The 25,612-nt window shown below is 67.6% G+C and carries 22 protein-coding genes and 3 pseudogenes; 9 read left to right on the plus strand and 16 right to left on the minus strand.

The genetic code is table 11. From position 1 onward, the window contains the following. The first annotated feature begins 76 nt into the window (after window positions 1-76). Entirely contained in the window at window positions 77-1,300 is a 1,224-nt protein-coding gene (locus ACZ5GP_RS30355; protein WP_361087068.1) for a cytochrome P450, read from the plus strand. Window positions 1,301-1,341: 41 nt separating this feature from the next. Further along, entirely contained in the window at window positions 1,342-2,550 is a 1,209-nt protein-coding gene (locus ACZ5GP_RS30360; RefSeq protein ID WP_468753899.1) for a cytochrome P450, read from the plus strand. An 84-nt stretch (window positions 2,551-2,634) separates the two neighbouring features. On the opposite strand, the pseudogene ACZ5GP_RS30365 reads toward ACZ5GP_RS30360, so the two are convergent. Beyond that, window positions 2,635-2,820: pseudogene (locus ACZ5GP_RS30365) on the minus strand (CorA family divalent cation transporter); the annotation flags it as partial. Window positions 2,821-3,720: 900 nt separating this feature from the next. Between ACZ5GP_RS30365 and ACZ5GP_RS30370 the strand changes: the two are divergent. Next, a complete protein-coding gene (locus ACZ5GP_RS30370) occupies window positions 3,721-4,314 on the plus strand; it encodes a hypothetical protein (protein ID WP_468753900.1) in 594 nt (197 codons plus the stop codon). A 5-nt stretch (window positions 4,315-4,319) separates the two neighbouring features. Here the strand turns inward: ACZ5GP_RS30370 and ACZ5GP_RS30375 are convergent, their stop codons facing one another. The 3 genes from ACZ5GP_RS30375 to ACZ5GP_RS30385 all read right to left on the minus strand — a co-directional run bounded on the left by ACZ5GP_RS30375 (window position 4,320) and on the right by ACZ5GP_RS30385 (window position 7,886). Then, entirely contained in the window at window positions 4,320-5,108 is a 789-nt protein-coding gene (locus ACZ5GP_RS30375; RefSeq protein ID WP_468753901.1) for an SAVMC3_10250 family protein, read from the minus strand. Window positions 5,109-5,701: 593 nt separating this feature from the next. Further along, window positions 5,702-6,739, minus strand: a complete 1,038-nt coding sequence (locus ACZ5GP_RS30380; RefSeq protein ID WP_468753902.1) for a hypothetical protein — start codon at window positions 6,737-6,739, stop codon at window positions 5,702-5,704. A gap of 667 nt (window positions 6,740-7,406) precedes the next feature. After that, on the minus strand, window positions 7,407-7,886 hold the full coding sequence (locus tag ACZ5GP_RS30385; RefSeq protein ID WP_468753903.1) for a very short patch repair endonuclease: 480 nt from the start codon (window positions 7,884-7,886) through the stop codon (window positions 7,407-7,409). 211 nt (window positions 7,887-8,097) lie between these two features. On the opposite strand from ACZ5GP_RS30385, the gene ACZ5GP_RS30390 reads away from it, so the two are divergent. Beyond that, window positions 8,098-10,152 carry a GNAT family N-acetyltransferase gene (locus tag ACZ5GP_RS30390; RefSeq protein WP_468753904.1) on the plus strand — a complete coding sequence of 685 codons (2,055 nt, stop codon included), beginning with the start codon at window positions 8,098-8,100 and terminating at the stop codon, window positions 10,150-10,152. Beyond that, on the plus strand, window positions 10,149-10,628 hold the full coding sequence (locus ACZ5GP_RS30395; protein ID WP_468753905.1) for an ASCH domain-containing protein: 480 nt from the start codon (window positions 10,149-10,151) through the stop codon (window positions 10,626-10,628). The genes ACZ5GP_RS30390 and ACZ5GP_RS30395 overlap by 4 nt, the downstream gene beginning before the upstream one ends. A 276-nt stretch (window positions 10,629-10,904) precedes the next feature. Here ACZ5GP_RS30395 and ACZ5GP_RS30400 read toward each other — a convergent pair whose 3' ends face one another. The 7 genes from ACZ5GP_RS30400 to ACZ5GP_RS30430 form a co-directional block, all read right to left on the minus strand. Beyond that, window positions 10,905-11,963, minus strand: coding sequence for a serine hydrolase domain-containing protein (locus ACZ5GP_RS30400; RefSeq protein ID WP_468753906.1), 1,059 nt, complete (start codon window positions 11,961-11,963; stop codon window positions 10,905-10,907). 88 nt (window positions 11,964-12,051) lie between these two features. Then, window positions 12,052-13,149, minus strand: a complete 1,098-nt coding sequence (locus ACZ5GP_RS30405) for a glycosyltransferase family 4 protein (RefSeq protein ID WP_468753907.1) — start codon at window positions 13,147-13,149, stop codon at window positions 12,052-12,054. Beyond that, entirely contained in the window at window positions 13,146-13,682 is a 537-nt protein-coding gene (locus tag ACZ5GP_RS30410) for a dCTP deaminase (protein WP_468753908.1), read from the minus strand. The genes ACZ5GP_RS30405 and ACZ5GP_RS30410 overlap by 4 nt, the downstream gene beginning before the upstream one ends. Further along, complete coding sequence (gene dcd, locus ACZ5GP_RS30415) at window positions 13,679-14,215, minus strand: dCTP deaminase (RefSeq protein WP_468753909.1); 537 nt, start codon at window positions 14,213-14,215, stop codon at window positions 13,679-13,681. The genes ACZ5GP_RS30410 and dcd overlap by 4 nt, the downstream gene beginning before the upstream one ends. Beyond that, the gene (locus tag ACZ5GP_RS30420; RefSeq protein WP_468753910.1) at window positions 14,212-15,441 is read right to left on the minus strand and encodes a metallophosphoesterase; all 1,230 of its coding nucleotides are present in this window, start codon (window positions 15,439-15,441) and stop codon (window positions 14,212-14,214) included. The genes dcd and ACZ5GP_RS30420 overlap by 4 nt, the downstream gene beginning before the upstream one ends. After that, on the minus strand, window positions 15,438-16,724 hold the full coding sequence (locus tag ACZ5GP_RS30425) for a UDP-N-acetylglucosamine 1-carboxyvinyltransferase (protein ID WP_468754028.1): 1,287 nt from the start codon (window positions 16,722-16,724) through the stop codon (window positions 15,438-15,440). The genes ACZ5GP_RS30420 and ACZ5GP_RS30425 overlap by 4 nt, the downstream gene beginning before the upstream one ends. 38 nt (window positions 16,725-16,762) lie before the next feature. Continuing rightward, complete coding sequence (locus tag ACZ5GP_RS30430) at window positions 16,763-17,209, minus strand: ATP-binding protein (protein WP_468753911.1); 447 nt, start codon at window positions 17,207-17,209, stop codon at window positions 16,763-16,765. A gap of 176 nt (window positions 17,210-17,385) precedes the next feature. On the opposite strand from ACZ5GP_RS30430, the gene ACZ5GP_RS30435 reads away from it, so the two are divergent. The 3 genes from ACZ5GP_RS30435 to ACZ5GP_RS30445 all read left to right on the plus strand — a co-directional run bounded on the left by ACZ5GP_RS30435 (window position 17,386) and on the right by ACZ5GP_RS30445 (window position 19,674). After that, window positions 17,386-18,654 (plus strand): helix-turn-helix domain-containing protein, encoded by a 1,269-nt coding sequence (locus ACZ5GP_RS30435; RefSeq protein ID WP_468753912.1) that lies wholly within the window; start codon window positions 17,386-17,388, stop codon window positions 18,652-18,654. Beyond that, window positions 18,651-19,205 carry a flavoprotein gene (locus ACZ5GP_RS30440; RefSeq protein ID WP_468753913.1) on the plus strand — a complete coding sequence of 185 codons (555 nt, stop codon included), beginning with the start codon at window positions 18,651-18,653 and terminating at the stop codon, window positions 19,203-19,205. The genes ACZ5GP_RS30435 and ACZ5GP_RS30440 overlap by 4 nt, the downstream gene beginning before the upstream one ends. A 127-nt stretch (window positions 19,206-19,332) precedes the next feature. After that, entirely contained in the window at window positions 19,333-19,674 is a 342-nt protein-coding gene (locus ACZ5GP_RS30445; RefSeq protein ID WP_468753914.1) for an NUDIX hydrolase, read from the plus strand. Window positions 19,675-19,916: 242 nt separating this feature from the next. Here ACZ5GP_RS30445 and ACZ5GP_RS30450 read toward each other — a convergent pair. From ACZ5GP_RS30450 to ACZ5GP_RS30470, 5 genes and pseudogenes are all read right to left on the minus strand, one after another. Then, window positions 19,917-20,087 (minus strand): annotated as a pseudogene (locus ACZ5GP_RS30450) (type II toxin -antitoxin system TacA 1-like antitoxin); the annotation flags it as partial. Between the two features lie 424 nt (window positions 20,088-20,511). Next, window positions 20,512-20,748, minus strand: a complete 237-nt coding sequence (locus ACZ5GP_RS30455; protein WP_468754037.1) for a hypothetical protein — start codon at window positions 20,746-20,748, stop codon at window positions 20,512-20,514. A gap of 95 nt (window positions 20,749-20,843) precedes the next feature. Continuing rightward, window positions 20,844-21,035 (minus strand): annotated as a pseudogene (locus tag ACZ5GP_RS30460) (restriction endonuclease); the annotation flags it as partial. A 554-nt stretch (window positions 21,036-21,589) separates the two neighbouring features. Next, window positions 21,590-22,759: a serine/threonine-protein kinase gene (locus ACZ5GP_RS30465; RefSeq protein ID WP_468753915.1), complete on the minus strand. Its 1,170-nt coding sequence runs from the start codon at window positions 22,757-22,759 to the stop codon at window positions 21,590-21,592. A 43-nt stretch (window positions 22,760-22,802) separates the two neighbouring features. Then, the gene (locus ACZ5GP_RS30470; RefSeq protein ID WP_468753916.1) at window positions 22,803-24,605 is read right to left on the minus strand and encodes a hypothetical protein; all 1,803 of its coding nucleotides are present in this window, start codon (window positions 24,603-24,605) and stop codon (window positions 22,803-22,805) included. A gap of 175 nt (window positions 24,606-24,780) precedes the next feature. Between ACZ5GP_RS30470 and ACZ5GP_RS30475 the strand changes: the two genes are divergently transcribed. Beyond that, complete coding sequence (locus ACZ5GP_RS30475) at window positions 24,781-25,530, plus strand: SAVMC3_10250 family protein (protein WP_468753917.1); 750 nt, start codon at window positions 24,781-24,783, stop codon at window positions 25,528-25,530. Window positions 25,531-25,612: the final 82 nt, after the last annotated feature.

The following is a 25,612-nucleotide window of genomic DNA, read 5'->3' on the forward strand; positions in this document are numbered from 1 at the left end:
ACCTCTCGACCAGCACAACCCTTTTTTCACCGCTACACACATGCTGACGCCTGCGCGCTCGGCAGAGGAGTTCACCATGAGCACGGTGCCGCACAGCGAGCCCCTGATCTTCAACCCGTTCACGCCGGAATTCATGGCCGACCCCTACCCGCACTACGCGGAGCTGCGCCGAGAGGTCCCGGTGCACGAACACCCCGGCGGCTTCTGGATGCTGTCGCGCTACGCGGACGTGGACGCGCTGCTGCGCTCCGGTCTCTCCGTCGAGCAGCGCCACGTCGCCCCCGGCCCGTTCCGCGACGCGTACACGAACGCGGGCGTCACGGACGAGCCGCGCCTGAAGGGCCTCGCTCTGCTCGACCGGGACGCGCCGGACCACACCCGGCTGCGCAAGCTGGTCTCCAAGGCGTTCACGCCGCGCGCCATCTACGCCATGGAGCCGCAGATCAAGGCCCTGGTCGACGAGGCGCTCGACGGCATCGCCGCGGCCGGCGGCGGTGACCTGGTCGAAGCGCTCGCGTTCCCGCTGCCGTTCACCGTGATATCCCGGATGCTCGGGATGCCGCCCACCGACACGAAGCGCATGCGGTACCTCACCAACGTACTGATGCGCTCCGTCGAACCGACCACGGACCCCGAGATCATGAGGGCCGTCGAGTCGGCCGACGCCGAGCTGTTCGACCTGGTCGGCGAGGCCGTCGCCTGGAAGCGCGACAACCCCGGCGACGACCTGCTCAGCCAGCTCATCGCGGTCGAGGACGACGGTGACGTGCTCAGCCACGACGAACTCGTCGCCCAGGTCACCATGCTCTACGTCGCGGGCCACGAGACCACCGTGAACCTCATCTCCGGCGGCACGCTGGCCCTGCTGCGCAACCCCGATCAGCTCGAACTGCTGCGCGCCAAGCCGGAGCTGATCGAGAACGCCGTCGAGGAGATGCTGCGGTACGACGCCCCGGTGCACAACAGCCGCCGGATCAACCTGGAGCCGTACCACGTCGGCGGGTTCGAGATCCCGCCGGGCTCGTTCATCCTCGCCAACCTGGCCGGCGCCAACCGCGACGAGGAGTTCTTCGGAGCTGACGCGGAGGAGCTGCGCCTGGACCGCGAGAACGCCCGCAAACAGCTCTCCCTCGGCGCCGGCATCCACCACTGCCTCGGCGCTGCGCTGGCCCGCATCGAGGGCCGGGTGGCGATCGGCGGCCTGGTGGAGCGCTTCCCCGGCCTGGCCCTGAACGGCGAGGTCGAGTGGAACGGCCTGCTCAGCCTGCGCGGGGCGGCCCGGATGCCGATCAGTGTGTGAGCGAGCAGACCACAGGTGCGTACCGAAAGGAATCAGTGACCATGACCAGCGTCGACCCCGGCACCGTATGCCGGGTGAAGGACCTCCCGGTGGCCGAGCGGCGTGACGACGCCTGGCGGATCCTCGCCGAGAAGGGAGAGGTCGCGCCCATGGCGGACGGCCTCGCGGTGACCGGCCTCGCCGGCGTCAAGGAGATGCTCAGGGAGCCGAACCGGTTCTCGGCCAAGATGGTGTTCGACGGTGTGGAGAGCGGCTTCCCGCTCGTCCCGCTGGGCTATGACCCGCCCGAGCAGACCCGCTACCGCCGCATCCTGCAGCCGTTCTTCAGCCCGCGCCGCATCCGGCCGCTGGAGGAGTCGCTGCGGGCCCAGGCCGTCGACCTCATCGAGGGCGTCAAGGCCCGCGGTGGCTGCGAGTTCGTCGCGGACGTCGCCGACCCCTTCCCGGCACAGGCGCTGCTGACCCTGCTGGGTCTGCCCCTGGAGGAGCGCGAGCAGTTCATCGCCTGCAAAACGGCGGCCCTCGCGCTCACCGCCGACGCCGCGGGGGAGGTCCCCCTCACCGACGAGGAGCGGGTGACGGCGACGGAGCGGACCGTGGCCACGGCCGGTTACCTGATGGAGCTGATCCAGACCCGCCGCGCGCGGCCCGGTGACGACATCCTCAGCGAGATCCTGGCCATTGACGGCGACGACCGGCTGTCCGACGCGGAGGCCATGGGTCTGTGCGTGATGCTCATCATGGCCGGTCTGGAGACCGTCACCGACGCGCTGAGCATGGCCATGGAGCGCCTGGCCACCGCTCCCGAGCGGCGCAAGGAACTGGTCGCCGACCCCTCCCTCGTGCCGGCGGCGGTGGAGGAACTGCTGCGCCTGGACCCGCCCGCGCCGTTCCTGCCCCGCGTCACCACCGAGGACGTCGAGGTGGCGGGCTGCCCGGTGCCGGCCGGGACCCTGGTCAACGCCCACCTGACGACGGCCAACCGGGACGAGGCAACCTGGCCGAACCCCCACGACCTCGACTTCCACCGCCCGGAGAACGTGCACACCGCGTTCGGCGTCGGCGTGCACCGCTGTCTGGGCGCGCATCTGGCGCGGCTGGAGATGCAGATCCTCTTCGAGGAGTGGCACTGCCGGATCCCGGAGTACGCGATCGCCGAGGGCACCGAACACCGGGCCAGGCTGGTGCGCGCGAACATCGGCCTCGAGGCGTTGTACCTGCACTTCCCGGGGACAGGCAGCGGCTCCTGAGCCTCTGTGCCATCGCGACGGGGCCTCGCGCGCGTGAGCCGTTCCTGGCGCGGCGAAGTTGATCAGTGTCTGGAGGTGTGCTCGTTACAGCCAGTCGCGCCGCTTGAAGATCACGTACAGGCTCGTGCACACCACCGCCATCAGCAGCACCGCGAACGGGTAGCCGGCCGCCCAGTGAAGCTCCGGCATGTGGTCGAAGTTCATGCCGTAGATGGTGCCGACCAGTGTCGGGGCGAAGAGGATGGCCGCCCACGAGGAGATCTTCTTGAAGTCGTCACCCTCACGGGGCTGACCTGCGGAAACCGTCTGCGCCGGTGCCCCGACCTGCGACGATCGGCCTTTCCGGCCCTTTCGCGGTACTGCCCGTTTGTACGACCGACCCTCCCCAGCCGCTCCCCAATGGGGCTTCATTATCCCCAGATTCTCCCCAGCGGAGGCTGTGTCTGAGGGAGGATCGCCGCTGGTCGGGACCGCGATCTGCCCGCCATGACAGGCTAGGCGACGTGGGGGTAGCTGGGCAGAGCAGGTGGCCGCTGTTTGCATGGAGGGTGTTCGAGGTTGGGTGCGGCTGCTCGGTTACCGAGAACGTGCATCCGAGTGGGCCAAGGCGCAGCGTCACCCTGGCACGGCCACAGCCGTTAGCTCGCCGTCCCCGAGGTGCAGCCAGCCCCGGCCCGGGGGCGATGGGCCGGCCAATGACGGAGTCTCCGATTCTGACGCCGATCACATTGCCTGCGCTCCGCTCCTGTGGGGACAGCAGAAGGCCACGATGTACGTTCATGGTTTCTCCAAGCCAGCCGAGGCCGACCGGGAGCTCGTCTTCACGGAGGGCCACGACCAGGGCCGTACCTTCCTGGAAGCCGTGCTGTACCACGCTCTCCAGAAGACGCCTCGCATCGCACTTGGTAGGGACGTCCCGCGTCGTCGATCACCACGATGACAGGTGATTCGGGGGATGCAGGCATCAGGAATTTCGCCAGTGTTTCCGTTCCAATCGTGCACGTGTGATCAGTCGGCACTCCTCCTTCGGAGGGGGGCGATGGTTCGGCAAGGCCAGGCACGGCTGCCGCCTCAGGCGGCCACGTCCACGCTGTGCCCTTGGGCTTCCCGTTGCCGTCGGCAACCGTTGCGTCTTGCGGAGAGACGGGTGGGTTCTTGACCATGTCGCCTATGACGAACCAAGCGCTGATCGGGCTGCTTACAGCGGCCTTCCTGGTGTATTTGGGCTACCGACTGGGGGCGGCCGATACGATCCGGCGGCGCTATCGCGATCTTGAAGTGATGCGCAATCAGGTTGATGCTCACTTGCGCTTCGCGGATCAGCAGCTCCAAGCGCAGAGGGAGGTGGAACGCGAGCGCTACGTCCAAGAGCGGGTGGAAGGAGCCTACGAAGCGCTGGGTCGCTGGTTGCATGACCTGGACCGGACCATCGACGAAGTATGGGCAGGAGCCCACGCGACAGATACAGCAATCCGCACGAAAGCTGAGTTGATCGTACGGCGGTGGCCTTGGGAGGCGCTGGGCGTGCCCGAGTACGCGAGCGGCGCGCAGCTCTACTGGAGTAGTGAGGTGCGGGCGTTGACTCGGAAGTTCGCCGGCGCATCAGCGCGATTCACTAACCGAGCGACAGGTGCCCTGACACACAGTGGCGACTGCGAGGAACTGCAGGATGTCCGAGTAAGGCTGTGGGAGTCGGTCAACGACATGCACGGCATCTTGGGCGAGGTTCGAGACCAGGCTCGTCGCGACCTAGGAGTCCTATAGGGGTCCTACGGCGACAAGGTTCGACTCCCGGCGGCCTGTCGCCGCCACCAACCCCGACGTGGGGGGCGCTGAGGGGTGTTCTCAACGAACAAGGGCGTCGCGACCAGCAGGCGGTGGGCGAACTGCGGCGGGCCTGCATCCATAAGGATCTTCGCGTATCCACGCATCCGGTTCCGGCGGGGCGGCGGATACTCGCGACTCATCCACGCGTATACGCCGTAGGCGGCTGCCTCGATGCTGTCGACCGGCCGCCGGTTGGGCACAATCTCGGTCAGGAACTCGGGAATCACGCCGATGCCCTGTGCGTCGCGTCGCGCGATCTCACCGATCATCTCGTGCAGCCACGAGGTGTCCGAACCCATTCGCCCGGCAGATTCGGCCTGAACGCGCAAATGCTGAACCGATCCACACAGCAGCACGCCATTGTCGGCAGCTGCGGGACCTGCCGAGGGGAAGGATCCCACGAACAGCACCACGTCGTCCGGAACCGTCCCGCTGTCCTCGTGCACTGTTCTGAGCGCCAGATCGAGATCGAGATGAACCCACTGGTTCGGACGCAGGTTTGGTAGGTCCAGGCTGCTTGGAGCGTGGTGCTTGACGAGGCGGTCAACAGCACGCTCCAGGCCGGTTTCGGTGACTTGCGTACTGGACGCTGAAATTCCGAGGCTGATTTGGGCTGTCAAGGGTCCTATCGGCGCCTGGAGCGAACCGTTGAGGAGCGGGAAGCGGGGGTCGGTGCCTCCCAGGAGGCACGCGTTGAGTTTCTGTTCCGACAAGTAGATCAGATCATGCATCTTGCCCCCACCGAAGCCCTATCTGTAACCAGATCATCGGTCGCATGGACGTCCATTAAAACGCGTCCGGTTCCGGAACCGCGCGCCGTCGAGACGGAGACCACGTCGCCGCGGGGCAGGGCCCCCCTCCTGGGCAGCGTCACCACGGCACCTATCCAAGCGGCCCGCACGGCCGCCGTCACCGACAGTGGAACGACCGCACCCGCACGTCCTGAACCGTCATGCGGCAAGGAGCACGATGCCCCGAAGATCACCCCACCGGCTGGTGGGCCCATATGCTCCAGCGGCCTCCCAAGGCGGACACGACTGAGGAAGGGCCCCGATCCCTCGCCCGCGTCGAGATCGTGATCAGGGCTCCCTGATTGATGCGGTCGGTTCTCCCCAGATTCTCCCAAACGGAGCCTGCGTTTGAAGGAGGACCGCCGCTGCTCGAGCCGCCTGCCGTCACAGGCAATGCAAGGCAGTGGCAGAGGGCAGGGCATGTCGTCTCTTCGCTCGGTGGTAGATCGCGACCCGCACCCCCGATGGCAACCGGACCAAGCCCGAGTAGCAGCTGTCTTGGTATGGCGGTGAGTGCAGCCATGGCGGTTGATTCAGCGGAATGCTTGTTCAATGCCGAAGACCAGTTGGTGGGCTTGGGGCCATCCGGCCTCGATGAAAACGTCGCAGATTTCGCGGAGGGCAGTCAGGTTTTCAGGGATCCTCAGGATGGCCCGGTGGTCGGCGAGGATGCGTTCCGCGAACTTGACGCAGGTGCTGACGGCGAGGGCATCTGCCGTGTAGCCACTTTGGGTTGCTGTGGTGGTGAGGATGTCCCGTACGCCGATGAGGCCCTGCTGAGGGCGTTGGTCCAGGACGTGCTCGTAGATTTGGACGAGGTGGTGGGTGACCTTTGCGACGGGGACCGCCATGAGCAGGTGCATCAGTGGCGTGGCTTCGTCGACGAGTTTGACCTGCTCCTCTGCGTGCTGGCCATCACCGGAGTCACCTGGCTTGGTGGCCACGTAGATCTGGAGGGCGATGGAGTCGGCCAGAAGGAGTTGTACTCGCAGGTCCACGTAGCACTGCCTCAGGAAGCCTTCAAGCTCAGAAGCAGAAGGCGCTGTGTCGCGCTGCTGATCCCACTCGCTTGCCGCATGAGCAGTGAACGTCTTGTACGCGGTCACCTGTTTTGCGTTGAGCTGGAGCGCGGCGATGTCGGATCCGACCGGGCTGTTCCTCAGTCGCTGCAGAACCTGTTCAAGGTCATTCCTGACTGCCCCGGAAGCCTCTGAGGTCGTCACGAGGACAAGCCGGTCATCATCGTGCTCAGGTAGCAGGTGCTGAGCGACGAACTGTTTTACGGTCTTGGCTAGTTCACTGGATTCCGCAGTGCCCAAGGTGATTGATCGTTTAGCTTGGAGCGCCAGGGTGACGCCATCCGTGGTGTGTACCCTGCAGTCGTCGACAGGTTCGCCTGTCTCGCACGCGACCTGCTCGACCGCGCCGGTCCACAGGCCCTGCACCGGTGCTGCGGCCTCGCTGGCGAGGATGGCGACGGCGAACCATGCAGCGACGCGGTCCTGGAAGTCAAATCCGCCAGCTCCGGCGCTACCACCCGCGTCCGAGCGTGCTGACGAGTTCTCGTTCACATGCCGCTCCTCGATCTGTTTCACCCGGGGCGTCGACTCTATCTCCGACCGCCGGACGATCTGCGCGATGCCGTTGTCGAAGGCCGGCAGATCGATGCCACCGACGTCCTAATCGACGAGTGCTCGATGACGTGCCCACCGTGGAAGGGGAGGAGAGCGCCGTCGGGAGTGAGACGGCCCCGCAGTGGCACCTGGAGGACCCCCGAACGGTACGTTCTCCAGTACGACAGCCGATTCGCCTGCCGTTTCTTGGCCACAGTGATCGTCATGACCATCCGCTTCACAGCCGGGAACCCCGGGCAACTGAGTTGCATCCCCGAAGAGCTGGCCCTGAGACTGCTGCCGCGTCAAGCAAGCACGCGCCTGGAGTTGTTCGGACTCTTTGGCAAAGGCGTTATGGCTACCCCCGCGGCCTTCGCCGACAACGATTATGAGGACATGGACCACGAGCGGCTGTACGACGATTCGATGGACGGCACCGATGAGAGTGCGGTCGGCTCCACCCTCGGGGTGGTGCCCATGTCGTTCGGACCTGGTTCACCCCGTTCAGCGAGGGCAGGTACGTGCACCCGTCAGCGGCAGACGCACCGGGGTCCTCAATGGGAGTTCCGCCGTCCTGACAGGGGTAACGCCACCGTCGACCGTGGCGGTGCGTTCCAACCCGGAGTCACGTGTCGAGGTGCTGGGCGTCCAGCCGCAGGGCGAGGGGATGGCCCCGAGTGGCGAGGGCTGCCGTCACGCGTCGAACGGCGCCGTCCACGCTCTCGTGCTCCCAGATGCGGAGCGACAGCCACCCCAGCAGCGCGAGGTGCGCGTCGGTCTCCTCGTCCCGGCGGACGTTGGTTTCGAACTTCCGGCGCCACCATTCCGAGTTGTGCTTCGGAGTGTGCTGGTGCGTCGGGCAAGCGTGCCAGAAGCAGCCCTGGACGAACACCGCGGTGCGCCAGCGTGTGAAGGTGACGTCAGCACGCCGACGTGGCTTTCCCGGGATCGGTAGGTCCACGCGGTAGCGGAAGCCCAACGCATGAAGGGCACGCCGCAGCGCGAGCTCCGGCACCGTGTCCCGCTTGCGTTGGGCAACCATCACCTTCCGGACGTTGGCGTCCCGCGGCGTCGGCACATCCCTACGACGTTCCTCGGTCTCCACCTCCGGACAACTGCTCAGCATTCATTCGGTAACCCTGCAGGCTGCGCTCCCGTGCATGGTCGGGGTGGCGACCGCAGCACCGCTGCTCTCGGTCTGTCATTTCGAGCCAATGCAGCTGAATTTGACCAAACGGTGGCCCGCTTCCTCATGGTTCGACACTATGCGCTGGGAGTGATCGATCCGGTACTCACGGAAGTGAAGGGGGAACACGGTGATCGAAGTGCTGCCGGTGACCGGAGAGCAGTCGGAGATGCTCGGCGCGGCCATCGCCCTGGGCAACCGCTACACGAAGCGGCTCGGTCTGCTCACGCCGCCCGCCTATCGGAAGTACGCCGACGACGGTGGTTTGCTCGTTGCATTGGACCACGGTGAGCTGGTCGGTTACGCGCTCTTCGGACTGCCCAAGCGTAGCCAGCACGTTCGCCTCGTGCACCTTTGCGTGCCGGAGGAGCACCGGGGCAAGGGGATCGCGAGGCTCCTGATCGCAGAACTGCGACGCAGCCAAAGCCACCGGCTCGGGATCAGGGCCAGGTGCCGCCGTGACTACGGGCTCAGCGACACCTGGAGCGGCCTGGGCTTCGTACCGAAGGGCGAGGGCCTCGGGCGGGGTAGTGACAAGGAGACCCTCGACACCTGGTGGCTCGACCACGGTCACGACGACTTGTTCACCGAAGCGCAGAGCGACGCCTTGTTGGTCGTGACCGTAGACCACACGGTCTTCTCCGGGCTTCGAGGCACGGGGGCAGATCGCGCGGTCGAGGAGTCGAGGGCCCTCGAGGCCGGATGGCTCGCAGACCTGGTCGAGCTCGCCTACACGCCACAGCTCCTCCTTCATGTCCAAGCGGTGGAGGACCGGGAGGAGCGGAACCACCAACGTGCCGGCCTGTCCAGGCTCCGCTCCCTGGCGCCCGACACCAGTGCGGTGGCCAGCCGCCAACAGGAGTTGACCGCAGCGGTGGGCAAGGAAGGGACCGGTGTCGTGATCGATGCTGGTCTGCGCGCGCGGCTGCGCTACGTGGCCGAGACGTCTTGCGCCGGTCTGCAGGTACTGGTGACCCGAGATTCCGACCTGGCGGCGCTGGCCGACATCGCCTGGGAGGTGGCGCGCGTCAGGGTGGTGTCGCCCGAGGCCGTGACGCTCCATGTGGACGAACTCCGCCAGGCTCAGATGTACCGCCCCGCCGACCTCATGGGAACGGCCTTCTCCGTCGCCGAGGTCGAGCCCGGAAGCGAAGAAGGCCTCGTCGCCTTCTTCGACCAGGCCGGTGGTGACGGTGGAGTCGGCTTGGCTGAGCGGTTGACCAGCCTTGCCCAGGACGGCGTGTTGTGGTGCAGGGAACTCCTCCGGGACGGGGAAGGGCGCCCGGTCGCCCTCTACGCGTGGGCGCTCGACGGCCGGACCCTGAACGTTCCGCTCCTGAGGACCGCATTGCACGCGTTGGAAGAGACGCTCGCCCGCCAGTTGCTCTTCATTCTGAAGAGGCTCGGGCGGGACCGGGGCGCCCAGGTCGTGCGGATCACCGACGCCGGCACCTCGAGGGCGGCTGTGGCCGCTGCCGGCCCCGACGGCTTCATCGAGGACGAGAACGGCTTCACCGCGTTCCTCGTAGACGTGTGCGGGTCGACGGAGGCGGTCTCCAGGGCCGCCAGGCAGATCGCGGGGCGGGTCGGCGCCATGACGCCTGTCCTGGACGCCCATGCGCCAGCGGAGATCGCGAGCATCGCCGAGAGGGTGTGGTGGCCGGCGAAGCTGGTCGACTCGGCCCTGCCGTCCTTCATCGCACCCGTCAAGCCGCGCTGGTCCACAGAGCTGTTCGACGTTCCGGCCATGCTCGTACCGCGCGACGACGTACTCGGCATCAGTCGCGAGCACGTGTACTACCGGTCAGCCGGCCATCGGGGGGAGAGCGTCCCGGCTCGGATCCTTTGGTACGTCAGCGAGGGGTCCGCGGGCCAGCAGGGCAAGATGGTGATCGGTTGCTCGCGGCTCGATGAGGTGGTCATCGGCGACCCCGATGCCCTCTTCTCGCGATTCGAACACCTGGGCGTATATGGTCGCTCCGAAGTGCGTGCGGCAGCCGATGCGTCGGGCCGGGTCATGGCCCTGAGGTTCTCGGACACGGAGCTGTTTCCCGTACAGGTGACGCATTCGCGATTGGCCGCGCTGGCGAACGGGCTGGGGCTAGGGTTGTCGCTGATGTCGCTGTCGAAGATCGACAACGCCCTGTTCCAGGCCGTCTACGAAGAGGGGCACCGAAAGACGTGAGCGGTCCGGAGCGCGCGATGCTGTTGTCCGTCCACCCGAGGTTCGCGTCGGCGATCCTGGCCGGCACCAAGACGGTGGAGGTACGCCGTCAACGCGTCGCTGCTCCTCCCGGGACGCCCGTACTCCTCTACGCGACCGCGCCGACCATGGCCATCGTCGGCATGGCGAAGATCGCCTCGGTGCAGGTGGCCAGCCCGCGTGAGGTCTGGACCGCCAGTCGCAGGAGCACCGGCATCAGCCGTCGCGAGTACGACGACTACATGAGCGGAGCGAACCGGGCCAGTGGGCTCTCACTGGAGGAGCCGGTTACCTTCGAGGTGCCGGTTCCTCTTGCGGCTCTCAAGGCCTCCGGCCCGTTCCATCCGCCTCAGAGCTACAGGTACTTGACCGGCGAGGACCTGCAGAAGCTGGTTGCGGCCACCACTCTCAGGAGCGAATCCCTACAAGAGGCCCTCGGCGAGCTGACGCCTGCGTAGGCCCTGCACACTCAGCGGCGACACCACGTGGATGGCGATCGGCTACCTGGTGCCGCAGCAGGACCTTCCTATGGCCTCCGAGCCGGTGTTTCCCCGATAGCTGACTGCAGCGTGGGTCGCCCAGGAGAAGGAAGCTGCGCACAACTGCTGGCCGGTCGGATGCGGTAACGCGCTCGAGCCGCTTTGCGTCCCAATGGCCGCTCAGGTGAGAGCCGTGGAGCTTGCGGCCTTATGGCGGGACTGCTCGACCTGCCGTCCATGCGCACGCCGTTGCAGTCAGGCTCGGAGCCTCGGAACAGCCATCGTGAATGCGGCGAGACGGAAGGCGTTGCGGATCTGCGTCAGGGGTTCGCCGTCGCGGTTGTAGCGCAGCTTGTTGGTGAGGAGGACGGCCCAGCGGCCCTGGGTGGGGCTGAGCCACATGCCCGTGCCGGTGAAGCCGTAGTGGACCCAGACGTCCTCGGCCGGGTCGGTGCCGGGGGCGGGATGCCAGAAGAGGCCGCGGGCGGGGGTGAGGGCGCCTGTCTGGAGGCAGAGGGAGTCCTTGATCCAGGTTGGGCCGAAGGCGGCCTGGGCGGGGGCGAGCATGTGGCGGAGGAAGACGGCGAGGTCGTCGAGGACGGAGAAGGTGCCGGCGATGCCACAGACGCCGCCGAGGAGGCGGGCGGAGAAGTCGTGGACGGTGCCCTTGAGGTGGGTGCCGGTGGTCTCGTCGTACTCGGTGGGGGCGCAGCGGGCCCCCTCGGCGGCGGCGAGAGGGCCGAAGCGGGTGTGCGTCATGCCCAGGGGGTGCCAGACGCGGTCGGTGGCGAGCCGGTCCAGGGGCTGGCCCGAGAGGTGTTCGGCGAGGTAGCCGAGGATCAGGGCAGCCCGGTCTGTGTACTCGACGGCCTCGCCCGGTGGGCAGTGGAGGGCTTCATGGAGGACGCCGTCGCGGATGTCCTGGGGGTCGGTGCCGTAGAGGTTCTTAAGGTTGGCGCGCAAGGGCAGGCCCGCGGTGTGGGTCAGGAGATGGTGGGCCGTGGCCCGGGCCAGGGGGTGGCCGGCGACCTCGTCCCAGAAGGTGCCCAGAGGGGTGTGGAGGTCGAGTTTGCCCTCTTCGGCGAGCGTGCCGATCGTGGACCAGACGGCGAGGATCTTGGTGAGGCTGGCTACGTCGAAGACGGTGTCCAGCCGCATGGGCTCGTCGGACCGGTCGGGGTCGAGGAGGCCGACGGCTCCACTCGCGCGGATGCCGTCGGCGTCCCCGACCGCCCACACCGCGCCGGGGTAGACCTCCTCGCGCACGCCGGTCTGGAGGAGGTCTTCGATACGGGCGGTGGAGGGCGTGGTCATGGTCTCCCGATCGTCGTACGGCCGCGGGTGGTCCGCTGGCCAGCCTAGTGACGTGTCCGGGGCCGGCCCGACTGCGCCACGGGTGGTGTCAGGTGAGCCGTCGGCCGAGTTCGGTGATGGCCGAAGCGGTGGCGCTGAGGGGGAAGCGGGCGGCGTTGGTGCGGCCGGCCGCGCGGAGCAGTTCGAGCAGGCCCGGTGTGGTGCGGAGGCGGTTGAGGTCGTGGGCCGCAGTGGCCGGGGTGGTGAAGTCGGTGGCCATGCCGGTGCCGGCGAGCGCCTCGGTGAGGCCGGGGACGGGTTGGTAGAGGACGGGGAGGCCGCAGGCCTGGGCTTCGAGGGCGACGAGGCCCATGGCCTCCAGGGTGGTGGAGGGTACGGCCAGGACATCGTGGTCGGCGAAGACCTTCCACAGCTGCTGCCGGCGGAACCAGCCGAGGTAGCGGACGTGAACACCGTGCTGGCGGATGACCGGTACGAGGTCCTGGAACTGGGACCGGGGTGCGGCGACGCTCAGTTCGATGGAGGGCCTAGCGGCGACGGCTTGGAGGAGGGGTTCGAGGCCCTTCTCGGAGCTGACGCGGCCTGCGAAGAGGACGCGCAGGTGACTGGTGCGGCGTCGTGCGGGTCGGGGCGGGGGAGCGGTCAAGAGCTTGTCGGGGACGCCCCACGGGATCTTCTCGATCTTGTGCCTGTCGGTCTTGGGGGCGAGCTTGAGCAGCCGGTCGGCCATGGCGTTGGTGGGGACGACGATCGCGTCGGCTGCGTTCGCCGCCTCGCGCAGGACGCGGAGCTGGGTGCTGTGGTTCTCGGCGTACAGGAGGTCGGTGCCGTGGACGAACGCGATGCGGGGGTGGCGGGGGAAGGCGCGCAAAAGAGCCGGGGTGGCGCCGAAGGCCAGGTGGTGGAGGTGCAGCACGCTGATCTGTTGCGGGTCGACGGCGGCCGTGAGGGCGTGACGGAGGTGGGTGACGTACCGGTTGAAGCGGTCGCCGCCGATGCACTTCCCGGTGGCGTGGAGGAGGTCGAGGCCGACGGGCGTCCGGGGGCGGGGCCCGTCGGGGGCGAGCATGAAGGCGCGGGCGGGGACGGCGGGCCGCTCGCCGGTGTAGAGGTCGAGGAAGAGCTCGACGCTCCCGCCGGGGCTCGGGTAGGTGAGGTCGAGCGCGGTGGCGACGAGACGGTTCACCCGTGGCCTCCGGGGTTCTCCTCATAGAGGCGCGAGGTCTCGATGCCTTCGCTGGTGCGGTACTTGAGGCCGTGCCGCTGGTAGCTGGCCGGCGTGCCGTGGGTGCGGAGGAAGACGAGCTTGCCGAACGTCATGCCGGGCCAGACGCGCACGGGGCGGGTGGCCCTGATCTCCAGGGTCCAGCGGATGGCGTGGCCCTGGTGGCCGAGGGGCGCGGAGACGTGGACCCAGATGCCGAGGCAGCCGGTGGTCCGGTCGCCGTTGAGTAGCTGGGCGTAGGTCTCGGATCCGGTCCGCTCCAGGGTGTGGCCCAGGTAGAGGTTGGCGGGTTCGAGGACGAAACCGTCGGCGGGGAGGGTGACTTCGCGGAAGGCGGTGGGGGTGGCAGCGTCCAAAACGCCCTGGCAGACGCGGAGGGTGCTACCGAGGCGCCAGTCGTAGGCGTTGGGGGAGAGGCGGTCAGGGTCGTACGGGTCGATGGTGATGTGGCCCGCGTCGCGGGCGGCCGCGATGGCCGGTCCGGTCAGGATCACGACGTCACCGCCGAGGGGTCGAGGTCGCGCCAGTAGGCGGAGGGCTGCGGCCCCGCGGAGGCCTGGTACTTGCCCGAGTACAGGTCGATGGCGCCCTCGGAGACGAAGAACATGATCTGCCCGATCTTCATTCCGGCGTAGACGCGGACGGGGCGGGTGGGGGTGAGCATCAGCGTCCACTGCCCGTGGAAGCCGATGTCACCGATGGGCGCGGTGATCTCGACGAAGAGTCCGAGCCGGCCCACGGAGGAGCGACCGAAGAGCAGCGGGACGAAGCGGTCCGAGCCCACTTCCTCCATGGTGTGTCCGAGGTATAGCTCGCCCGGCTGCAGGGTGTGGCCGTCCTCGCCGACTTGGACGCGGTGGGTTGGGTTGGGGTGCTGGGGGTCGAGGACGTCGTCCGTGTAGGTCAGCAGGGTGGGCCCGAGGCGGACGTTGTAGCTGTTCGGGTTGACCTGGGACGAGGAGAAGGGGGCGATGCGCAGCCGCCCGTCGCGCGAGGCGGAGATGATCTCGGGACCGGTCAGGATCATTGGTTGTCTCCGTTCGTGAGGGTCCTCCGGATCGCCGAGCCCAGGCTCAGGCCGACGGGGCGGGTCCGGCCGCCCAGGCAGCTGTCGGCCAGGTAGTCGGTGGTCAGCATGTTCGTCAGCCCAGCCGGAAGCGGGTCGGGAGAGGTGACGAGCGTTCCGCCCCGCTCAGTGAGGTGGCTGAGGAGGGCTTCGGTGTCGTAGCGGTGGGCCGGTGGGATGCGGGCCTCGACCAGGGAGTTAGCGAACGGCTCGATGGCCAGCAGATCGCCAGTGGTCAGGATTTCGCCCAGGACCGTGGTCCGGAGGGCGGTCTCGTTCAGGACGACAGCGTCCCTGCCGAGGCCGCTCCGGAGCCGGTCGGCCAGTTCTTGGGCCAGGGCCCGGCGATCGAGCTGTTCGTTCCGGTACGGTTCCGCGATCCGTCCCAGCGGCTCGGTCAGCTGGGCGTCGAGTGCCGTAATCCGGTCCCGTACGGAGGCCAGCTCGGGCGGCAGGACAGATGCGGTGGTGTTCGCCCTGTCGGAGAAGAGGGCGGTCCGGCCGACCCAGCGGCCGGGGGTGTACGTCGCAACGGCGTAGCCGATGCCGAGCTCGCGGCCCTTGAGGATGAGGGTGCTGCCGATGTGGGTGGGGCCCGTGTGGTCGCTGTGGCAGTGGCCCGAGAAGATCACGTCCAGGAAGGGACAGGCCTCGGCGAGCCCGAGGTCCTCCTCGAAGCCCGAGTGGCTGAGGAGCACCCAGGATCCGACCTCGTGGTGGTGCGCCAGCATCAGCTCGCGCAGGGCCTTCACCGGCTCGACGGCCCGCTGTCCCAGCCGTTGGGCGACCGGGATCGAGTCGAACGCCTGGAGCCCGATCACCCCGGTGACGGCTGTACGTCGGCCTCCGATCTCCACGACGTGCAGCCGCCGGAACAGAGGGTTGCCGGTCGAGTCGTCGACTGCGTTCGCGCAGACGGTCCGCTTGTGGAGGGCGGGCTCGAAGTAGTGCGCCCAGCCGTGGTTTCCGGGGACGATGACGTCGTACAGGCCGAGCAGGACGTCCCGTTCGAGCTCTCCCTGGCCGAGTCGGTAGTAGCCGGTGCCTTCGAAGAAGTCGCCGCAGTCCACGAGCAGGCTGTTCAACCGTGCCTCGTGGAGGTGGCCGAGGAAGGAAGCGCCGGCGCCGAGGGCGGAGTGGACGTCCGTGGTGGCCAGGATCCGTTGGACCGTTCGGCTCGCGGTCATGGGGCGACCTCGCAGATGTCGGCGCCGAGCTGGAGGAGCTTGCCGGGCAGGTCGGCGTGGCCCCGGCGCAGCTGGGCGACTCCGCCGAGGGTCGTGATCCCGCGGGCGGTCAGGGCCGCCACCATGAGGGCGGAGCCGGTGCGGATGTCCGTCGCTTCGACACCGGCTCCGGTGAGGCGCTGGGGACCGGTCAGGCGGCACTCGGTGGGTGAGATCTCCTCGATGTCGGCTCCGAGCCTCGCCAGCTGGGGCAGGAGGTTGCCGTGGCGGCCGGGGTTGATCGAGTCGGCGAACAGGTGGGTGCCGGGCCGGCCCAGGGCCAGAGCTATCAGCGGCGGCTCGAAGTCCGCGTCCAGGCCCCCGGGAGCGAGGGTGGCGATGGCCCGCAGCGTCCGGCCCGTCGGGCTGGTGTTGCTGCCGTCGACGAGGAGCGTTTCGCCCCGGACCGAGGTGGGGACGCCCAGCCGCTGGAGCGTCGCCTGGAACGGCACGAGGTCCCGGCCGTGGATGCCGTCGATCCGGGCCTTGCCGCCGGTGGCGGCGACGGCACAGGCGAGCGTTCCCGCCTCGATCTTGTCGCCCGGCACGAGCCAGGCCGGAATTTCGTCGGTGGGCGTGGATGCCGGATCGAGGGCGAGGACCCGGTCATTCACCTTGGCCTGCCAACCCACCGAGCGCAACGCGTCGAGCACGGCCAGGACCTCCGGCGAGAGGTTCGGGCGTCCCAGGCGCAACGCCCGGTCGGCGACGACCGCCCGCAGCACGGCGCCGATCGTCGCGCCGCGCGACCGGAAGGGCAGCGCGTGCGAGACCGTGCCGTCGCTGCCCTGCCCGCTGGCCTCGACCGCGTACCCGGCGTCTTGGACGGTGACGTGGTCCCCGAACGCCTCGTACACCTCGAAGTGCAGTTCCATCCCGCGCTGCCCGACCCGGCAGCCGCCGGGCCAGGGAAGCCGGGCGCTGCCCCGTAAGGTGAGGAGGGCTGGCACCAGGTAGTACGAGGCCCGAATGGTCGAGGCGCGGCTCAGGTCGGGAACGGCAGGCGGGCGCTCGGGTGCCATGACGAGCAGGGTGCCCGGCCGCCCGACCGCCTGCACCACGTGCCAGCCGGTCCCCTGGAGGAGGGTCGTCATCGCCTGGACGTCGGCGCTGGCCGGAACGTTCTCCAGCTGGACGTTCCGACGTACGGCCGCCGCGGTCGCCAGCAGGGGAAGGGCGGCATTTTTGGAGCCGTCGACGGTGACGGAGCCGGTGAGCGCGTTGCCAGGGCGTACGGCGATCACTTCGGCGTTCGAGGCCGAAGCGCGGTTGAGTGCCACGATCAACTCCTTTGGTCGGGAGGATTGGGGAGGGCGGAGGCCGTGGGGTGGTTCGGGCGGGCGGCGAGATCGAACTCGGCCCAGCAGGACTTGCCTGAGGAGCCCTGTTCGACGCCGTGCTCGTCGGCGAGGGTGGCAATGATCAACAGACCTCTGCCGTGCTCGGCGTCCGGGCGGACGGCGCGCTTCCGAGGGACGGCCGAGCTCTGGTCGCGGACCTCGAAGCGCAGCCGGTCGCCGCGCAGGCGAGCAGTGATGGATGCGGTCCCGACGCCTCCGTGCCGGACGGCGTTGGCCAGGAGCTCGCCCGCCACCGTCTCCGCTCCGTGTAGGTCGTCGGTGACCGCGCTCCGGCGCCAGCCATTGACCTCGTCCATCAGCCTGCGCCGCGCGCGGGCGGCGCCTTCCGGTGTACCCGTCACCGGCAGGGTGACCTCGTGCACTTCCATGGGCGGCCTCCTGGATAGGTGCGGTTCCACCAGGCAAGCGGGCCGAGGGGGCGGCCCGCGACGGAGCACGCAGGTCGCGCATCGTTCATGCAGCTCCTGCATGGCGGGCAACTTCCCTACCGATAGGCTCGGTTGAGCAGGCAGGATCGGTCTCGGCAGAAGGGGCCGTGGCGCAGATGGCCGACACACAGGGCGAGGCACACCGCATCGGTGTGCTGATCCGCCGGGCAAGGGTCTTACAGAGCCGCTCACAAGCGGACGTGGCCGCCGAACTGGGTTATCACCAGTCGAAGATCAGCCGCCTGGAGGGTGGACGCGGAACCGACGACATGCGGGTCCTCCGCGAAGTCGCCCGGGTACTGCGGATCCCGCCGGCCCACCTCGGGTTCGCTGAGGCCGCCCGGGAAGCCGAGTCCCCCGATCCGGAGACAGACGACATGCGCCGCCGTACCTTTCTCGCCGCCGGCGTCACCGCGCTGGCCGCACCCGTGCCCGCCGCGCACCCTGCGCTGGTCCAGGCCCTTCTGCCCGGCGTGCTCGCCGCCCCGACGACAGAGTCGGCCTCCACGGAGCAGCTTCGCCTACGTGCCACCGCCATCCGCAGGCTGCTGACCACGTGCGACTACGCGGAGCTGGAGCGCACGCTTCCTGGGCTGATCACGGACCTTCGCCATGCTCTCGGCAGCTCGTCGAGGCCCGAGGAAGTGTCCCGCTTCCTCGCCACGGCCTACCAGACCTCGGCCAGTCTCTTCCTCAAGCAGGGGGATGCAGGAACGGCCTGGCTGGCCGTCGGCCGCGCCGTGGCGGAGGCCGAACGCTTCGGCGATCCCCTCGTCCTCGCCGCCAGTGTCCGGCTCCATGCGCACGTCCTCGTCCGCGAGAAGCACGCGGTTCAGGCCGTCACACTGATCCGGCACACCGCTTCGCAGCTCACTGGCTCGTACGACCGCCGCTCCCCGCACCACCTCGCTGTCCTCGGGCTGCTCCTGCTGCGCGGAGCCACGGCCGCGAGCCGCGCAGACGACCGTGCAGCCACCGGGGAGTTCCTCGCCGAAGCGGAGGAGGTGGCCCGGTACGTCGCCCTGGACCGGCCGGACGCCTGGGCCATCTTCAGCCCGACGAACGTCACCCTTCACCGGATCAGCGCGGCGGTTTCCTTCGGCGACGCGGGCATTGCCCTCGACGCGGCCCGCCCGCTCATGCACCGCGACATCCCGGTCCCCGAGCGCCGTGCCGCACTCTGGATCGAGGCAGCCCGCGCCTACGCCCAGCAGGGTCGCCTGGCCGACGGCTACCAGGCCCTGCGGATCGCCGAGACCTGCGCCGCCCAGGACGTACGCCGTCCCGCAGTCCGGGAGCTGGTCGCCGACATGGCCGCACGGGACCGCCGACGTACGCTGCCGGAGCTCCACCACTTCAGCCGCCGACTGGGAGTACCCGCGTGACCGAGCCGCAGCCCAAGCCCTTCCTGTACGTCATCGTGTGCGCCGCCGGTATCGCTGGCGACGTCGGCAGACTCATTACCGCAGCGCAGGAACGGGGCTGGGAGGCGGGGGTCATCGCCACTCCGCAGGGCCTCGAGTTCCTCGATGCCCGGGCGATCGAAGAGCAGACCGGGTACCCGGTCCGGTCCGCCTGGCGCTCGCCCGGCGAGGCACGGACGTACCCGCGGGCGGACGCCATCGCGGTCGCGCCGGCCACATTCAACACGGTCAACAAGTGGGCCGCGGGCTTCGCCGACAACCTGGCCCTCGGCATCCTCTGCGAAGCCCCCGGCATGGGCGTCCCCACGGTCCTGCTGCCCTACGTGAACACCGCGCTCGCCGCCCACCGGGCCTACCGGCGCAGCATCGACGAGCTCCGGGATATGGGCGTGCTGACCGGCAGCTATGAGCCCCACCGTCCGAAGTCCGGTGGCGGGGCCGACCGCTTCCCGTGGGAGGAAGCGGTCTATCTGCTGGCCCCGTTCCTCCATGCCAGGGCGGAGTCGCAGTGAACGTGTCGGCATCGCCCTTCGGGGCAGCCAGCCCACCCGATCTGGAGGAGCAACGTGGAGCAGCAGAACGCTGAGGGGCGACCCGGCCATCGCAGCGGCCGTCGTGGTGCATGAGGGCCGCGTTCTGATGGTGCGGCCCCGGATCAGCGAGGGGCGGCTCTCCTGGCAGTTCCCCGCCGGTGCGGTCGAGCCGGGCGAAGCCCGGGAGGAGGCCGCCGTACGCGAGACGCTGGAGGAGACCGGCCTCGCCGTGAAGGCGCTGAAGCTGCTGGGGGAACGGGTTCACCCTGACACCGGCCGCTTGATGTCGTACACCGCCTGCGAGGTGGCTGGCGGCCACGCGCACGTTGCGGACACCGACGAGCTGGCTGAACTTGCCCGGGTGGCCCGCGCCGACATCTCCGAGTACGTCCCGTACCCCCTGTTCGAGCCGGTGCAAGAACACCTCGGCGTCGTCCTGGAGCGCTGACGCGGACCGACCGCGCCCATTGGGACAACACGCCAGACGGTGGATCTCGGGGACCATGGTGAGGCAGGTCTAGCTGTCTTCGAGAAGTCGGTCGGTGGCGTCCTGGACGCGGGCGGATGCTCGGCGGACCGCAACGAGCACGCGTCGATTTGGGTGTCGGTTGGTTGGCCGCCGGAGTGCACGGCACGGGTCAGCTGGTTCAGGTTGTGGCCGATCTGACCGAGGTGCCTGCGGGCAGAGAACAGCTCGGTGACCGTCTCACGACGTCCGGCGATGGCCGCGGCGCTGGTGTGCGGGTCGAGGGCCGCCCTGAGGGCGGCTTTGGCGAAGAAGCCGGCGACGGTGACGCCGACGGCCTTCGCGGCGGTCGCGACGAGCGCGTGCTCGTCGTCGTTCACACGGACGCTGCACACTTTGGAGCGCTGGCCGTGCTTGTGGGTACGGCGTCGTATACGGGGCTCTGGAGGGGTAGCGGAGGTGTACGTGGCTTCGCCCGGAGACTGTTGCTCTTCCCCCCGGCTGTGTCCGTCCCGCGGTCGCGGCCTCCTCGTCAGGCGTCCCCCGGCGCCGGACGAGGCTCCGTCCCCCTGGGGCGGTGAGTCCTTTGGACACTTGGCCGATGGTGGAGTGTCCAAATGGATAACTTGCTCCGTCTCGGGCTTGGGTAGGGGCCGCCTGCTGGTGGTCGTGGGGACTCGTGGTTGCGGGGGCGTCGTGCAAGAGCGTGTCTCCTGTTGGTCGGGCTGGAACGGCTTCGGTGCTGTGGGGATGGGGCGTACGAACGTCAGCTCGACCCGCGACGGATGCGCGGGTGAGCAGCGTGACTTCGGACGGGGCTCACGCGGCGTCCGCTCTGCCGCTGTCGAGTTCTGCCTGGACCTGCCGGTTGATCTCGTCCCGGCGGTCCCTGCCGATGGAGATGCCGCGGGCGCGGACAGCCGTCTCGATGTGGCGGCTTGACGCGCGTCCATCGCGTCCGAGCGGGGTGGTGCGGGCGATGGCGCGGAGTTCGTCGTCGGTGGCGGCGGGCTTGCGACCGGTGCGCTTCTTCGGCGGGACGTGGGCTTCCGCCACTTGATCGGTCTCTTCCGCCACATCGCCTGATGCGTCCTGTAGGAGCCGTTGGTGACGACGACCGCGTGGTCCGCCCTGTGCGGCCCCGCGGTGCCGTTCACCTCGTACATCACCGACGAGCCGACCTTGCCGCCGACGCGGGTGTGCTTCGCCTGCACCACGATCCGTCCGAGGGGTATCAGGATGCCGATCACGTCCGCGGCTTGGTCTCTGCCCCGGCCTACCTTCGTAGCGGCCCAGCCGTCGCGGACGAGGAGGTCGCGCAGCGCGAACTGCTGGTCGTCCATCACGTCCAACTCGGGCAAGGTGATGCGCAGGCGAGCCAGCCTCTCGCTGTCCGCGCGGACCCGGCGGAAGTTTCGTATCCGCAGGTAGTTCAAGCCGACGGCGAGGGCGAGACCGATCAGGACCAGCAGTGGCCAGCTCTCGGCGGCCTTCGCGAGGAGGCGCGATGCGGCCTGTGCCAGGCGACCGCGAGCGCGAGGGCAACGGCTGCCGCACCCAGGACGTCTGCGGTATTGCGCGGTCGCCACCGGATGCTTCGCCGACGTCGGGCCGTCACTGCCCGCCCGCTGGCGCGGAGACGGCGGCCTTCGGCGCGGGCTGTTGTTCGGCGGTGTTGTCGCCGAACCCGAAGGCCTGCCCGCAGAGCTACACCCCCGCGCACAGGCCGGCTACGGCCCAGACGCTTAGGCTTTTATCCTTTTTGGGACCTGGCCTACGGCGGATGTAGCTGCGCACGCTCATGTATCCGTCTGATGCAGGAAGCCCGGTGCTGTGGTGGTCCTCCCTCGGATGAGAGGGTCGGCTCCGGTTCGGCCTCAACGCCGTTGTCAGCTGGTCAACTTGCGCCCGATCTCGCGATCCAGCGAGCCACACCTTCGAAGGCGTTGAGTACTCGTGTGTCATGCGGCCCGAAGAATTCCTGACAGTCGCGCCCGAGGCGGTTGTACAAGGCTGCGGCTCCACGCGCGTCCCCTGACTGGCCGGTGAGTTCCGCATGTTCTACGCGTGCCGCTAACGCTTCCTGACTTCCCGGACCGAAGCGGAGTTCCGACTCGAAGATGCGGCGATCAAATTCCTGCAGGCGCTCCGAATGGGACGCATTGCTGTGCTGGGCGTCAGACGCCTTTGCCCCGTTTGTGACGGGCGCCTCTTCAGTTCCTAGGGACTGCTGGATATCTTTCATGGCCACGGCGACTGCCTCCGCGCTCCGCGGACGATATCCAGGATCCTTGGCTAAGAGAATCTCGACGATCAGGTCGAGTTCCTCGGGGATGCCTGGACGGTGGGCGCTTGGTGGCGCCAGTGAGTTGTCCTGGTGCATCCTACCAACGGTCATGGGATCGTCCTGAGGAGTACCAAATGGTGGGCGCCCAGCCAGCATTTCGTATAGGACGCAGCCTACGGAGTACAGGTCGCTCTGTGTACTTCCAGGCTTGCCATTCCACCTCTCTGGCGCTTTGTACAGCGCGGTGCCCACGCCTGTGTGAGATTGGGTGGCATCGGCGAAGGATGCAAGCCCGAAGTCCACGATCTTAACTTCACTCGTATTCGTGATCATGACGTTGTCGGGTTTGATGTCATGGTGTAGTACCTTGCGCAAGTGCGCGGCCTGGAGGCCCTCGCACATCTGGCGTGTCCAGCGCACGGCTCGCTCAAGGGTAACGGTGGGGCCCTCCTTCAAATGGGTGGCTAGTGATTTTCCCTGGATGTACTCCATGACGATGTAAAGCTCACCCTCGTGCTCTCCAGTGTCGTAGATGTGTGCGACGTGAGGGTGGCTGATCCGGGCCATGGCAACCCCCTCTCGTCCGAATCTTTTCACCGTCCAATCGGTGAATTCCGTGAGGGCGCCCTGATGGCGGAGGCGCTGTCGCGCAAGAAATTTCAGGGCCACAGTGCGGACCAGTTTAATGTCCTCGGCTGGCCAAACATCACCCATGGCGCCACTGACCGGCCTGTCTCCCATTTTTCTATAACGGCCACCGATTAACTTATTGCTGTCCACGTGGATGCCTTCCGTCCTCTGGCTGGATTATCGTATTCTGCAGTCAGTCTTGCCTGTGGGTCTCGCCCCATTGGGTGAGGAAATCCAGCCGGTCCAGCGCAGCATGCCAATCCTCGAAGAATTCCTCACACTGGCGTAGCGCGTCGGCTAACGTCGTGACAGCTTCATGGCGCACTCGCATTCCATGATCGCGTACACGCCTTTTTCGGAGCGGCACGCTCCACATCTCCCAACCTGCCCAAGTGAACATGCCGATCGTGAGCAGAAGAAAAATCCACCGTGCCCCATCGTCAACGAATGGAGTCAGCAGTGCCCCGGTGAGGGTGCCCATTGTCAGGGCGGCTAGCAGTCGAGGCCATCTGCGTACCACGGCGTCCGACTGGCCTTGAGTTTGGCGCTCGATACGCGAGGCGAGGTCATTGACAAGCCGGTTCGGATCCACCATCTGCCGCGGGTCTGTCGGCACGGAGTAGGACCAGGCTCCAACGCGTAACGTGACATGACGCGGAAGGCGATCTCGGGAGGTGATGACGAAGCGCTGGGCGGCTTCCTCCAAGCCGGGCCAGATGGCATGCAAGGCCATGCGGCGAGCCGGCTGACCGAGTCGTACCTCGTCTGGTTCGAATACAGCCTGATCGAGGAGTGTGATGAGTGAGGCCGGCGCAGCGTCAACGGAAAGTGACGAATCGTGCGCTTGGCCAGCTGCCTCAAGATCTCCTTCGTACTCGATGATGCGTTCAAGGCGGCGCATCCGCTCGCGCATGGCCCCTTCGTCCGGCTCGAGTTGGTCGATAAGACGCTCCAGAGCGCTTTCGACGTGGACGCCGCTTCTAACCGATGTGTCGACCGGGTCGGTCTCGTCGAATCCATCTGGAAACGTCTCGTCAAGGTGAGCCAACGTCCTGTCGACCACAGTCGAGAGTTCCCAGCCGTCCTGAAGGGCCTCCCACTGGGTGCCGCATGTCTCGCGGAGAGCTTTGTACCGACTCTCGGTAAGGCGGCTGCGTAGATTCAGGAGTCGAGACTCCAGGTCGGTGCCACCACTTGCTTTGGGTGATGCGTAGCCGCCGGCTGAGAGGGCCGAGTCGCCTCGGCTCCATCGCGCCATGGCCTGCTGGGTATATCCAAGTGCCTCCGCGCCCAGTTCCTTGCCGGCGATCGCTTCCAAGACGACCAAGAAATCCTGGCCCAGCTCATTGGGATCGAGTGACTGGAGGTAGAGGTCCATCCATGCAGCGGCTTCCTTCTCGTCGCCAAGACGGGAACATGTCAACGAGAAGAAGAGGTTCGCCTTAGCGGCGTCCAAGGCGCATGCGTGGGCCCGTGCACGCTCTCCCTGTTCCTCCTCGTTGCGGAACTTGGCCGCGACCGCCATCGTGGCGGGAGCGAGCCAGTACGTAGGTTCGAGGAGCAGCCGCTCCTCGGAGCTAGCCCGAACGGTGGCTGTGTTCACCACGTTTCGGTAGACGGCCTGCGCGGTGAGCGTGTGTACCAGTCCACGGGCCAGTGCGCGAGTTTGTTTGCGCTGCGAGAAGGCCGCGTACCACTCGGTCGTCAGGCGAGATAGCTCCGCCTGCGCATTGGAGACTTCTCGGTCGCGTCCGTACTGTTCGATGAAGGTGTCGAGGGTCTGGCGTGTGTCGGCGACCGCGCTCTCCAGCCCTGAGATCTCCCGGCGTACATGGTCGACCTCGTCGCTGAGCCTTACAACGTCCTCTTCGACGCTGTGAAGTCCGTCCCTGAAGCTGTCGAGCTTGCCCTCGTGGCGTCCTTGTCCCGTCTCGATGCCGTCGATTCGCTCGGTGAGTCGGTGTAGCGCCGAACCCGGCTCAAGCCAGTCACCCATGGCATCCCCCGATGTCATCGCCGCGTGTGGTGCGTGCCCTTCATTCTCGACGTCATGCGGCCGTTTAGAGGGCGACTGGCTTGATCTGTACGGGCATTGAGATGTTCCAGCCAGTGTCGGCAGGGGGTGGCAGTATGAGCGTGTCACCTGACCACCCGAGCGGACGGGGCGCCCCTTGCGTGAGATCGTCTACTTGTCTGAGAGCAAGTTGCGACAGTTCGTGCCTGAGCCTCGTCGCGTCCCACGCGCTGCCGCTCTCCGGGTGACGTCGCCGTTTGGCGGTATCGATATGGATGCACCTGCGCCCGACTCGGAACAAGGCCAGTTGCGACACCTGCGCGACGTGTACAAGCATGTTGGTCTCGTGGCTGATTGGTACGAGGCGCCTGACCTGCGTCCTGGTCAGTGGGTGCAGTTCGAGGCGCCGATTCGTTGCGTGACGCTCAGTGGCGCCCATCAGGACCTCGTGCTGTTTGTGGACTCTGGAAGCGGTACCGGAACGGAGCCTGCGCCTGATGAACGCTCTCGTTTGATCATGCATGGATCGGTTCGGCATCTTAGGGGGTGGACCCCCATGCCGGTAGATGGACCCGCGTTGGAGGTGGAGAACTCGGCTTCCAGCCTGGGAACCGCGTTCGTCACCAGGGCGGGGCAGGTCGTAGAGGCACTTACCAGGCTCCGTGACCCTCTCTCGGCAGAGCAGTCACCACCCCGAAGCGCCGTGCGCCTTCACGGCCGGGGCGTGCAAGAGCTGCTAAATGCACTGGACGATGAGGACGGTGGCATCGACATGTCCGCGATGATGACCGGCTACGCGCGTATTACGGGGGTTCTTCCGAGTACCCCCGCCGCTCCTCGCTGTGTTGTGGCAAGCCCCCTCGTTGTGGAGTACGCGACAGGCGACTCTCCGCAGGCGCTCGCGTGATTCTGCGGAAACTTCGCGTTACGTCTCTACGGCAGGCGGATGGCCTGCAGGTGAAGGGCCCCTTATGGGTGCTCGTTGACCC

This window comes from Streptomyces sp. NPDC031466, assembly GCF_055581265.1.